This window comes from uncultured Actinomyces sp., from assembly GCF_963526355.1.
GTDB lineage: Bacteria > Actinomycetota > Actinomycetes > Actinomycetales > Actinomycetaceae > Actinomyces.
Genome location: NZ_CAUROW010000023.1, coordinates 1 through 11,921 on the forward strand (window position 1 = coordinate 1; position 11,921 = coordinate 11,921).

11 protein-coding genes are annotated in these 11,921 nt (G+C 68.0%); 8 read left to right on the plus strand and 3 right to left on the minus strand.

Annotated features, from left to right (window positions below; genetic code table 11):
- A partial coding sequence (locus RWR81_RS06830) for an alpha/beta fold hydrolase (protein ID WP_314456188.1) occupies positions 1-429 on the minus strand: 429 nt, incomplete at its 3' end.
- Between the two features lie 40 nt (positions 430-469).
- Between RWR81_RS06830 and RWR81_RS06835 the strand changes: the two genes are divergently transcribed.
- The 6 genes from RWR81_RS06835 (at position 470) to RWR81_RS06860 (ending at position 5,629) form a co-directional block, all read left to right on the plus strand.
- Positions 470-952 (plus strand): S-ribosylhomocysteine lyase, encoded by a 483-nt coding sequence (locus RWR81_RS06835; protein ID WP_314456190.1) that lies wholly within the window; start codon positions 470-472, stop codon positions 950-952.
- A 380-nt stretch (positions 953-1,332) separates the two neighbouring features.
- Complete coding sequence (locus tag RWR81_RS06840; protein ID WP_314456191.1) at positions 1,333-2,301, plus strand: ATP-binding protein; 969 nt, start codon at positions 1,333-1,335, stop codon at positions 2,299-2,301.
- A 307-nt stretch (positions 2,302-2,608) separates the two neighbouring features.
- Positions 2,609-3,352: a 5'-methylthioadenosine/S-adenosylhomocysteine nucleosidase gene (gene mtnN, locus RWR81_RS06845; protein ID WP_314456193.1), complete on the plus strand. Its 744-nt coding sequence runs from the start codon at positions 2,609-2,611 to the stop codon at positions 3,350-3,352.
- 258 nt (positions 3,353-3,610) lie between these two features.
- Positions 3,611-4,684, plus strand: coding sequence for an AAA family ATPase (locus RWR81_RS06850; protein WP_314456195.1), 1,074 nt, complete (start codon positions 3,611-3,613; stop codon positions 4,682-4,684).
- Positions 4,569-5,168: a DUF4276 family protein gene (locus RWR81_RS06855; protein WP_314456236.1), complete on the plus strand. Its 600-nt coding sequence runs from the start codon at positions 4,569-4,571 to the stop codon at positions 5,166-5,168. The genes RWR81_RS06850 and RWR81_RS06855 overlap by 116 nt, the downstream gene beginning before the upstream one ends.
- A complete protein-coding gene (locus tag RWR81_RS06860; protein ID WP_314456197.1) occupies positions 5,147-5,629 on the plus strand; it encodes a hypothetical protein in 483 nt (160 codons plus the stop codon). The genes RWR81_RS06855 and RWR81_RS06860 overlap by 22 nt, the downstream gene beginning before the upstream one ends.
- 292 nt (positions 5,630-5,921) lie before the next feature.
- Here the strand turns inward: RWR81_RS06860 and RWR81_RS06865 are convergent, their stop codons facing one another.
- Positions 5,922-7,505: a TrkA C-terminal domain-containing protein gene (locus RWR81_RS06865; protein ID WP_314456199.1), complete on the minus strand. Its 1,584-nt coding sequence runs from the start codon at positions 7,503-7,505 to the stop codon at positions 5,922-5,924.
- A 337-nt stretch (positions 7,506-7,842) separates the two neighbouring features.
- A complete protein-coding gene (locus RWR81_RS06870) occupies positions 7,843-8,595 on the minus strand; it encodes a CPBP family intramembrane glutamic endopeptidase (RefSeq protein WP_314456201.1) in 753 nt (250 codons plus the stop codon).
- Positions 8,596-9,208: 613 nt separating this feature from the next.
- On the opposite strand from RWR81_RS06870, the gene RWR81_RS06875 reads away from it, so the two are divergent.
- A complete protein-coding gene (locus RWR81_RS06875) occupies positions 9,209-11,599 on the plus strand; it encodes a carbon starvation CstA family protein (protein ID WP_314456203.1) in 2,391 nt (796 codons plus the stop codon).
- Positions 11,596-11,910: a YbdD/YjiX family protein gene (locus RWR81_RS06880; RefSeq protein ID WP_314456205.1), complete on the plus strand. Its 315-nt coding sequence runs from the start codon at positions 11,596-11,598 to the stop codon at positions 11,908-11,910. The genes RWR81_RS06875 and RWR81_RS06880 overlap by 4 nt, the downstream gene beginning before the upstream one ends.
- Positions 11,911-11,921 lie beyond the last annotated feature (11 nt).

Genomic DNA, 11,921 nt, shown 5'->3' on the forward strand with positions numbered 1-11,921 from the left:
GGCCAGGAGCTCGCGCGGGCTGCGGGTGCCGAAGCGGGCCGGGTCCTCCAGGACGACACCGGAGACCAGGTCGGGGCGGCGCACGGCGGCGACCATAGCGGTGGCCGCGCCCATCGAGTGGCCGATGACCACCGGGGCGGGCGGAGTCGGCAGGCCCAGGGCGACCCGTCCGCGCGAGGCGGTTTCCAGGTCCTCCAGGACGGCGATGAGGTCCTCCACGAGGACCTCCCCGGCCCGCTCGAGCTGGGCCGTCTCCCAGCGTGGGGACAGGCCGTGCCCACGGGCGTCGACGGCAAGGACCCGGTAGCCGCGGTCCACCCAGTGATCGATGGCCTCGGCCAGGGAGACCGCGGAGCCGGTGATGCCGTGGAGTAGGACCAGGGTGGGGGCGCCGTCGGGCCCCGCGACGATGCGCGCCAGTGGAGTCATGCCCCCATCCTGCCTCGTCCCCGGCCCGTAGGCTGGCCCCATGAGCGACACGAGTGAGCAGAGCACGCCGAGGATGAACGTCGAGTCCTTCAACCTGGACCACACGAAGGTGGCCGCGCCCTACGTGCGCGTGGCTGACCGCAAGGAGCTGCCCGGCGGGGACGTGCTGGTCAAGTACGATGTGCGCTTCTGCCAGCCCAACCGCGCGCACCTGGAGATGGAGGCTGTGCACTCCATCGAGCACCTGAGCGCCGAGCTCATGCGCAACCACACCGACCGGCTCATCGACTTCTCCCCCATGGGCTGCCAGACCGGCTTCTACGCCCTCATGCTGGGGGTGGGGACCGAGGAGTTCCTGCCCCTTCTGGAGGCGACCTTCCGCGACATCCTGACCGCCGAGGAGGTGCCGGCGGCCAACGAGGTCCAGTGCGGTTGGGGGGCGAACCACTCCCTGGCCGCGGCCCAGGAGGCGGTGCGCGGTTTCCTCGCCGCCCGCGAGGAGTGGACGCAAGTCATGGCCTGACGTGCCCGTACGGCCCTGTACCGCCCGGCCGGGGACATTCCGCGCGTTCGGTGACATTTCCACACAGCCGGGGACGTCTCGCGCGTTCGGGGACGGGATTGCGGTCCCCGACGGCGTCGAACGCCCCCACCCGGAAGGACACGCCCCCGGCCGCGCAGGATGTCCCCGCCAATGACAGCAGGAGCCGGAGAGGACAGTCCTCACAGCCTGGTAACACCGGGCCCGGCACAGTAATGGGGTGAGACGGCGCGCCATCGCCGGGCTCCGACGTCGGGCCCATCCAGCACCGACGCCGACCGTATCCTGAGCCTCACTCAGCCCGCCCCTGCCCACCCCGTGCCCGCGCCGCGGGGCACCGAGACGAAGAGAACCTGACGCACGTGGAGAGCATCGAGACCGTCACCATCACCAATCCCGCCAATCCCATCCTCATCTGGTGGGTCATCGCTCAGCCGCTGCTGCTTCTGCTGTCCTTCCTCGTGGGGCGGCTGACGCGGTTCCTGCTGCGTGGGCGGGTCGCTGTGTCGGATGCGGCGGCCACGCTCATCGCGCTTGTCGGCCTGTGGCTGGGGCTGCTTCTGGCGGGGTGGCTCTTCGACGAGGGTGACCTGTTCTCGATCAAGATGCTGGCGACCTCCTGCGGTGTGGCGGTCGTGGTGCTGGTCGCGACCTCCGCGGTGCTGGCGCGCGTCCAGCACCGTCACACGCTGCTGCCGATCGCGGAGGTTGCCCAGATGGGCGAGTCCGACCGCCTGGAGTTCAAGTCCTCGGCGCGCTGGAACCTGCGCACGGACAAGCGCGATGAGGCCATGGAGGAGGTCGTGGCCAAGACAGTGGCAGCCTTTATGAACTCCGCGGGCGGCACGCTCCTGCTCGGCGTCGATGACGGCGGCAACCTCATTGGGCTCGGCCCGGACTACTCCACCCTCAAGCAGCCCGACGCCGACCGCTTCGAGCTGTGGCTGCGCGGCATGTGGCGCACGCGCATGGGCACGAACGCGGCCGCGCTGCCGCAGGTGGACTTCTCGCCCACCCCGGACGGGACCGCGGAGGTGTGCCGGGTGACCGCGCCCCCGTCCCCGCTGCCGGTCTACCTCAAGCCAGCCAAGGGACGCGACGGGGCGGCGCTGTGGGTGCGGGTCGGCAACTCGACGCGGCGTCTGGAGGTGGACGACGCCGTCGACTACGTCATGCTGCGCTGGCCGCGGATCAACCACGTGGCCTGGCCGATCCGGCTGGGAAACTTCCTGCTGCGCCGCGACCAGTCGCGCCGGGCACTGCCCATCAACCCGGCCGCGGCCGTCACCGCGGCCACCGGCTCCCGGGACGACGAGGGTGCCGGCCAGTAGGCCGTCGTAGGCGGCGGGGCCCGGGGTCCAGTGATGGGGCGCGGCAAGGCAAGGACCGGCGAGACACGGCAAGGCCCGGCGGTGGGGCCCAGCGGACTGACCCGATGCGTGCGGGGACATATCCGCACAGCCGGGGACATCCTGCACGTGCGGGGACGGGATTGCGGTCCCCGACGGCGTCGAACGCCCCCGCCCGGAAGGACACGCCCCCGGCCGCGCGGAATGCCCCCCGGTGACAGCAGGAGCCGGGAAGAGCACAGCCATCACTGACCACGCCGGCCTCCGACACCCCCTGTAGGCTCGGCGCGTGAGTCGCACCAGTGCCGCGCCCGTCATCGTCTCCTGCGCCATGGCCGAGGAGGCTCAGCCCTTCCTGGACGCCCTGCCCGAGCGCGCGGGGGCCCGGCCTCCGGCCCTGCTCGGCGCTGCACGCGCCTGGTCACTCCAGCTGCCCGACGGCGAGCGCGAGCTCATCCTGGTGCGCAGCGGCATCGGGCTCGTGGCGGCCGCGAGCGCGCTGGCGGCTATCCTGGCTCAGGTCCGCCCCAGCGCCGTCGTCTCGGCGGGAACTACCGGCGGGCTCAGCCAACAGGTCGAGGTCGGCGACGTGTGCGCCTCGACGAGCCTGGCCTACACCGACGCCGACGCCACCGCCTTCGGCTACGCCCGCGGCCAGACCCCGGGCCAGCCGGAGACCTTTGCCGGAGATGCGGCCCTGCTGGAGCGCCTGGAGCAGGTGGGCCAGGAGGCTCTGCGCGGCGCCACGGCCTCGTCGGGTTCGGCGCGGCTGCGCGTTGGTCAGATGTTGGCCGGCAACTCCTTCGTGACGGCCGCGAACGTGGCCGACACCCGCGAGGTCTTCCCCTCGGCGCTGAGCACGGACATGGAGTCGACGGCGCTGGCGCAGGTGGCCGCGAGCCTCGGCGTCCCCTTCGTCTCGGTACGCGGCGTGTCCGACCTGTGCGGCCCGGAAGCGGGCCAGGACTTCCACATCGCCGCCGAGGAGGCAGCTGCCCGCAGCGCAGCGGTCGTCCTGGCCCTGCTCGGCTGATCCGCTGACGCGCCCGAGCCTCACCGACTTTTTCTTCATAGATCGACCTGTTCTTCACAGACGACCCGGAGCCGCGTCGTTTATGAAGTTTTGGTCGGTTTGTCGGCCTGGCGCCCCCGCGCCTCACCGGCGTGAGTCACGCCGTGGTGTGAGGGTCGACGACAACGTCGGGCGGACACGAGACGGCACTCCGGGCGGGTCGGCAACGGCGGCGCCCTCCGCATCGGCTGGTTGCTGGCTAGGCTCGGTGTATGACTGTTGCACTGGGACGACTCCGACTCGGCTGAGCTTCACGAGTGGCTGCTGTTCCAGGCCGGACGCGACCGGGACAGGCCCTTTACCAAGGACCTCGGATTCGGCTCACGCAGCCGCGTCCCTCGAATCACACAGTCCACACAGAGCGTGAGGCTCCACAACTTCGCGACCTACGTTCGCCCGATCCTCGAAGTCTGTCGCGTCTTCCACTTCGACGACGTCTCCGAGAACGCTCCAGTCAAGAGCAGGTCAACGGTCGGCGACGACGTCTACCTGCGCTCGGACGCGGAGAACATCGCCGCTTACCTCTTCAAGGTGCGCCACACTCACCCCGAGCACTATCAGCGCATCGTCTCGACGGTCCGCCATGTCACGCCGTTCTTCGACGACTTCGTACTCGTCCCCGATCCGTCGGACCGGATTAGGCTGCGCTGGAAGCAGCGCGGGCTGGACCGCACCTTCCTGGCTCATGAGGCCAGCGACGGCACCTTGCGGTTCATCTGCCTGGCGATGCTGTTGCTGGGGCCGGACCTGCCAGCCACCGCGGTGCTGGACGAGCCCGAGCTGGGGCTCCACCCGGCCGCGATCGGCCTGCTCGCGGAGGTGACACATATCGCGGGCAGGAACGGGCACAAGGTCATCCTGGCCACCCAGTCTGTGCCGCTGCTGTCCCACTTCGCTCTGGAGGAGGTCGTGGTCCTGGAGCGGGTCAACGGCGCCACCCAGGCCACTCGCCCCGACCGCGCGGCCCTGGAGGGCTTCTTGGAGGACTACTCCACCGGCTCGCTGTGGGAGATGAATCTTCTGGGCGGGCGCCCGGCGCATGCGGGACGGTCCGAGGTAAACACGGCCTCGGCCGCTCGCGATGAAGCGGGCGCCCGGCGCATGAGGGACGGGCCTGATGAGGCAGGTCGTCATCCTCGTGGAGGGTCAGACCGAGGAGAAGCTGGTCAACAAGGTCCTGGGCACTGCGGCCTCGATGCGCGGAACGTACGTGACGCCGGTCGTCGTCACGACCTCGGCGACCCCCACTGGTGCCCATCATGGCGGCGGCCACTGGAAGCACTACCACGCTAAGCTCCAGGCTCTTCTCAAGGCGTCTCACTGGCACCGCGTGGGGCTCCTGCTCGACTACTACCAGTACCCCAAGGGCGCACCCGGGCGAGAGGTGGCGACTCCTTCCGAGAGCCTCGGCAGCGCCGGCCGGCAGGCGGGGCTCATGGCTGCTCTGCGCGCCGAGTACCAGGATCCGCGCTTCCGTCCGCTTGTCGTCCTCCATGAGATCGAGACCCTCGTCCTGGCGGCAATCGACGCCGGGCAGGGAGACGGGCTGCTCCCCCGGCAGGGACTCGCTGAGCTGCGGCAGGCCATCAGTCGAGCCGGCGGCCCCGAGCGGGTCAACGACGGCCCCAGCACCGCCCCGTCCAAGCGCCTGGAGGCGGCCGACCCCGGCTACATGAAGACCGTCATCGGCCCTCAGCTCGTCAGCGATGCCGGGCTTCCCGCGGTCCTGGAGCGCTGCCCCACCTTCACCGCCTGGTGGGAGGACCTCCTGGCCTGAGCGGCCGCACCATCCTCACGGCCGTCGTCGCCCTGCGCCTCTACCTGGAGAACCTTCTTCTGCCGGTCGTTCTGGGCCCCGTGCGCGAGGAGGGCGTGCTGCGCTACCCGCTATCGACGTCGTTCCCGATCTCCTGGACCTCGCACCTGGATGTGGCCGATGTCGTCACCCGCCTGCTCACGGACGCCTCCCCCACCACGGGCACGGTCGGCGTCGGTCACCCGTCCGGTCTGACGGGACCGGATCTGGCCGCGGCCTTCTCCAGCCGCCTGGACCGCGAGGTCCGGTTCGAGGGCATCACGCCCGAGGCCTTCGGCGAGCTCATGACGCCGCTCTTCGGGCCGGCCGCGGCGCCGGTCGTCGGGCTCTACCGGACCCTCAATGCGCAGGACAGCAACACCATCGCCGAGGACGGCAGCGTCCAGGAGCTCCTAGGGCTCAGGCCGCACCCGATCGAGTAGTGGCTGGAGGACCTGGCCGTCTCGTAGCCGGACTCACCGGCATTTTCTTCATAGATCGACCTTTTCTTCATAAATGACCCGGAGCCGCGTCGTTTGTGAAGAAAATGTCGGTTTAGTCGGCCTGGCGCAGGCGGACCTCAACGCGCTCGACGTCCTACGGCCTGCACCACGACCAGCGCGATTGCCCCAGACAGCGAGCCCGGTCCCACCGGCTGATCGCCCGCATCGGCTCGCCCCGCCGCGGCGGTGACCCGAGAGGCGCACCCCCGTGCACCGCCTCCAGGATCCGCGCCTACAGCGCCACGAGGACCTGGACCATGACGATCTTGACGACGATGGCCAGGGCGAACAGGGTCGCATAGCCGGCCTCGATGCGCTCGTCATCGCGTTTGGACAGGGCGAAGGCCAGGATCGCGGGCTGCCCGACGAGCCCGGCCAGGCCGCCGGCGGCGCGCTGCGCGGAGACCCCGGACCAGCGCGCCCCGGCCAGCAGGACGATCGCGTTGATCACCACGATGAGCGCGGCGAGCACCCCCACCTTGAGCCCCGTCATCGAGAAGGCCGAGGCCGCGAAGTCCGGTCCCGAGGCCAGCCCGATCGCGGCCAGGAAGAACAGCAGTCCCAGCTGGCGGATGGTGGAGTTGGCGGCGTGGGGCAGCCCCCACACGAAGGGTCCGGTGCGCCCCACCCGCCCCAGGACCATGCCGACGACGAGCGGCCCGGCCGCCACCCCGAGCCGCAGGGTGATGCCGCCGGGCAGCGGGATCGCGACCAGCCCCACCAGGACGCCGAGCGCCATGCCGACACCCACGGAGAAGGCGTCGATCTGGGCGATGGAGCGCTCGGAGTCGCCGAACCAGTCGGCGGCCTTCTCCAGCTCGTCGCTGGGCACGACCGCCAGCACCCGGTCGCCGAGCTCCAGGACGAGGTCCTCGCGGGCCAGCAAGTCGAGGTCACCGCGCTTGACGCGGGTGATGACGCCCTGGAAGCGCCCGGGCATGTCCACCTCGGCGATGGTGCGCCCGGCCACGCGGGTAGAGGAGACGGTCAGGCGCCGGAAGTCGACGACGCTGCGGTCCTTGGCCAGGCACTTGTGAAACCCTGTGCCCAGGTCGTGCATGGCGGACTCGACGGCGGACGGCGCCCCGACGATGACGACCTTGTCCCCGGGCAGTAGCTCCTCACCGGGGGCCACGACACGGGTCTCGCCGTCGCGCTCCAGGTAGGAGATGCGGATGCGCCCCTCCTTGAAGGCCTCCATCTCTCCGAGGGCCACCCGCTGGAGGAGGTAGACGCTGGTGGCAGTGATGCCGTCGGCGCTGGCGGGCCGGGGGTCGCGCCGCCCGGGCCAGGACCGTCCCACGACCCCGGCCACGATGAGGATGGCGACGGCGACGCCCACGGGATAGGCCAGGGCGTAACCGACGGCGGGCTCCTGGGTGCCGGCGGCCTCGATGGCGGCGTCGAGCACCGGTGAGGTGAGGGCACCCGCGTAGGCGCCGGAGTCCATGGCCGGGCTCACCCCGGCCAGGTGGGAGTAGAGGCCGCCCACCGCGCCGGCGATCACGAGCGCGACGACGCACACGGCCATGAGCGGCAGCTGCCTACGCAGATCGCGGAAGAAGGTGTTGCCGGCGGCCAGGCCCACGGTGTAGCAGAACAGAGCCAGGCCGAGGCTTCGCAACAGGGCGAGGTCGGCGCCGAGCCGGGGGTCGAGGGCTCCGACCGCCAGTCCTACGAAAAGTGCCCCGGCCGCCCCGAAGCGGATCGGTCCCAGCGGGATCTGCCCGACGGCGGTCCCCAGTCCGATGACGAGGAAGACGGTGAGGATCGGCGCCTGCGCGAGGACGTCGAGGGCAGGGTGAAGCACGGACACAGCACCAGGGTATCCGCAGGCTCTATGCAGTACAGAATCCCAAACGGATCGGAGACGGTGAACACTCGCAGCCTCCGTCAGAGCCCAGCAGGCCATGCCTGCTTGATTCATTCTCTCAGAGAGGACCCCCATTCGCGGGCAGGTGCAAGAAGATCAACACCAGAAAGAAATACTCTCATGAGATGGATCAGTCATCAAAACCTCCACGATCACACCATAAATATTTTTCATGGTATGAGACGAGCAGTCCAATCCTAGGTGAGCACAGGAGATCACCAGGTCCGTGAGCGACCCCGTCCGTGAGTAGCCCCCACTACCTTCATGATGGGCCGCACACCTACATCCCCACAAACCCAATCGCCAGCATCGGGCCGACACCGAAGATGATATTGACAATCCAGTGCGAGATGACCATCGGCGCCAAACGCCGCTGATGGTGGACGATGACACCGGCTGTCACGCCCCATGCCAGAAACATGAAGGCGTAGATAACCATGCCGCGAACGTCTCCAGCAAACATCATGTGCTGCAGACCGAACAGCAGCCCTTGGACGAGAATGGCGATCGTGACTCCAGAACGTCCGGCTAAGCCCTTTTGAAGCCAGCCGCGGTAGACGATCTCCTCAATCGGTGCGTTGACAAGAAAGACGAACGCACCGAAGATGCTCATGACCGGCAGTACGCCGTCCGGCAGCTGCGGGACGGACTTGGCGAACACCTGCTCAAAATGCGAGGACATGTCTGCGCCGAACATGAGATACATCGACGCCATGAGGGCGATCGCCAACGGGATATATGAAACGAACAACCAAAGAAGCCCCCAGGCGATGTCCTTACCAAGACGACGGCCCTCAAAACCGAGGTACTCCCACACTGACACGCCATACTGCCGGAACCGGCGCCAGATGACAACACCGCAGACAATGTTGACGAAGGGGAAGTAGAGCATATCGAGTGGCGGAAAATCATTGCTCATACCGGCAAATCGGAGCACGGAATACGTCACGGCAGCCAATAGCACCATGACGGCCAAACGAATCAACACAAGAAAGAACGGTTTATTTTGCTGCGCAGCAAGCAGATCCTTCATGATTCCGCATTTTACCACCAAGATAAGCGCGGAGCATCACTCACAAACGCAACCTTCGACTACATGTACCCAATTCTAGGACATCTCACCCCACGAAATAATCACCCATCAACGCCACCCACGTCTTACCTCCGGGACATGCCACAGCAAAACGCCTTCCACGACGACTCACCCCTGGCGCCTGCTTGATTCACCCTCTCAAGGATTGACGCCGCCTTCGGGAGCCATCCGGTTGCCGCCGGGCGACACCCACTCGCCATGACGGCTCGGCGCCCATATCGACCCGGTTTCATACGCGAACCACACCCCCCTGCGCCCCAGGACCCCGACCGCTACCGCGCACAACCCCGTCAGCATGCTCCAACTCGCCTCCAGGACCGTCAGCCCTTCACCGAGACCACCCTGGACGACGTCGTGCGCGGCTCCAGCCGGCAACCGACCGAAACCACTTCCAGCAAGCGAAGCACATAGATGTGATGTCATATATGAATGTCAGGTTTTCATTCCCGGCTCGTCGACCGCTTCCTTTCGGCCAGCATGAGGAATACCCTGGGGCCGTCATCGGAGACGATGACGTACACCACCTTTTCTCGACGATGAGAACGGAAACCCGATGCCCCAGAAAGAAGCCTCTCTGCCCTCCTACACAGATGAGGAGGAGAAGCGGATCATCCGTAACGCCGACGGCGTCCCGGTCGGCATACGTCCCGACAATCGATGGACACCCGCACGGATCGCCACATGGGTAGTCATCACGGCCCTGGGTGTCCTGGGCTGGTGGATGCTGGCGATCGTGCGCGGCGAGCATGTCAACACCATCTGGTTCGTGGTCACCGCCGTGTGCACCTACGCCATCGGGTACCGCTTCTACGCCCTCTACATCCAGCGGCGCATCATGCGCCCCGACGACACCAACGCCACCCCGGCCGAGCGCATCAACAACGGGCGCGACTTCGACCCCACTCACCGCGTCGTCCTCTACGGCCACCATTTCGCGGCCATCGCCGGCGCCGGCCCGCTGGTGGGTCCGGTCCTGGCGGCCCAGATGGGTTACCTGCCCGGCACCCTGTGGATCATCATCGGCGTCCTCGTGGCCGGCGCCGTCCAGGACATGCTTGTCCTGTTCTTCTCCATGCGCCGCGGCGGTCGCTCGCTGGGTCAGATGGCCACCGACGAGATCGGCAAGATCGGCGGCATCGTGGCCACCGTCGTCGTCTTCGTCATGCTCATGATCGTCCTGGCGGTCCTGGCCATGGTCTGCGTCAACGCCCTGGCCGCCTCTCCCTGGGGCGTCTTCTCGGTGGGCATGACCATCCCGATCGCCATCGGGATGGGCCTGTGGCTGCGCTTCGTCCAGCCCGGCAAGATCACGCAGGTCTCCTTCGTCGGCTTCGGCCTGCTCATCGCCGTCATCATCGGCGGGCGATGGGTGGCCGAGTCCTCCCTGGGCCACTACCTGCACCTGTCCCCCACCGCCCTGGTGTGGGCGATGATCATCTACGGCTTCCTGGCCGCGGTCCTGCCGGTGTGGGTCCTGCTCACCCCGCGCGACTACCTGTCGACCTTCATGAAGGTCGGCACCATCACGATCCTGGCCCTGGGCATCATCATCGTGCGCCCGCTGGTGGAGATGGCCGCCGTCACCGAGTTCGCCTTCAACACCGACGGCCCGGTCTTCGCCGGCACCCTCTTCCCCTTCCTGTTCATCACCATCGCCTGCGGCGCCCTGTCCGGCATGCACGCCATGGTCTCCTCGGGCACCAGTCCCAAGATGGTGGAGAAGGAGACCCAGGTCCGCATGATCGGTTACGGCGGCATGCTCATGGAGTCCTTCGTGGCGATCATGGCGCTGGCGGCCGCGGTCTCCCTGAGCCCGGGCATCTACTTCTCCATGAACACCTCGACGGCGACCATGAACAAGATCGCCGGCCCCGAAACGGTCGCCTCCGCCCCCTGCAAGACCTCCGACGACCCCGAGCACCACTGCGAGCAGCTCGCCGAGGCCGCCGTGGCCAAGCTCGGCGTCACCGACGCCCAGGGCCGCAAGCTCAACCCCGAGTGGGACTCCTGGGATGATCAAGGCAACCCCAAGACCTACACGGGTGCCGAGGCCCTGGAGCGCCTGGCCAGCGATGTCGGCGAGCCCAACGTCGTTTCACGCACCGGCGGGGCCCCCACCCTGTCGGTGGGCATCGCCCACATCCTTCACCAGATCGGCGGCGGGCGCGCCATGATGGGCTTCTGGTACCACTTCGCCATCATGTTCGAAGCCCTGTTCATCCTCTCGGCCGTCGACGCCGTCACCCGCGTGGCCCGCTTCCAGCTCTCCGACGCGCTGGGCAACGCCTTCCCCAAGTTCAAGGACCCGTCCTGGCACGTGGGCGCCTGGGGGACCACAGCCGTCGTCGTCGCCTCCTGGGGCGCTTTGCTCCTCATGGGCGTGACCGACCCCCGCGGCGGCATCCAGACGCTCTATCCGCTGTTCGGCATCGCCAACCAGCTCATCGCGGCCGTGGCCCTGCTGGTGGTCACCGTCATGGTGGTGCGCAAGGGCTATACGAAGTGGGTGTGGATCCCAGCGATACCGTTGGCGTTCGACACGGCCGTCACCTTCACGGCCTCGTGGCAGAAGATCTTCTCCACCGACCCGCTCGTGGGGTACTTCCAGCAGCATCGCGAGGCCGTCGCCAAGCTGAGCACGCTCACCGACCCGGCCAAGATCGAGGAGACCCGGGCCATCGTGCGCAACACGATGATCCAGGGGACGCTGTCGATCATCTTCCTGGTCATGGTCGCCTTCGTCATGATCTGCGGCCTCATCCGCATCATCCAGACGATCCGCAACCGGGACACGACGACGTCGGAGGACCCGCACCAGGAGTCCAACTTCTACGCACCCGAGACGATGGTCGCCTCCTCGCTCATGAAGAAGGTCTCCCGGGAGTACGAGCAGGTCGGCGACCCGGCCCTCATCCCCCAGCGGGCTCATGCGGAGAAGTCATGACGCGCACCGGCTCGACGGCTCAGACGGCGGGGCGGGCAGCAGAACAAGCAGCAGGACGACCGGGCACCCGCCGTCGGGTGCGCGAGACCCTGGCTCGGGCCCGCACGCTGTGGCGCGACCTGACCGGGGAGTCCGCCTACGAGCGCTACCTGGCCCGCTACGCCCGTGAGCACGCCGGCTGCCCGTCCGGCCGCCATGGGACCGCGCACGAGTCGGGGCACGAGTCAGCACACGGCCCCATGAGCGAGCGCGAGTTCTGGCGAGCTCGGGCCAGGCAGGCCGAGACGGAGATCTCAACCGGTTGCTGCTGAGTCCTGGGGCA

Coding starts and splice junctions, on each gene's coding strand:
- RWR81_RS06880 (WP_314456205.1), top strand. CDS start 11,596: ATGACGCGCACCGGCTCGACGGCTCAGACGGCGGGGCGGGCAGCAGAA.
- RWR81_RS06870 (WP_314456201.1), bottom strand. CDS start 8,595: ATGAAGGATCTGCTTGCTGCGCAGCAAAATAAACCGTTCTTTCTTGTG.
- RWR81_RS06875 (WP_314456203.1), top strand. CDS start 9,209: ATGCCCCAGAAAGAAGCCTCTCTGCCCTCCTACACAGATGAGGAGGAG.
- RWR81_RS06835 (WP_314456190.1), top strand. CDS start 470: ATGAGCGACACGAGTGAGCAGAGCACGCCGAGGATGAACGTCGAGTCC.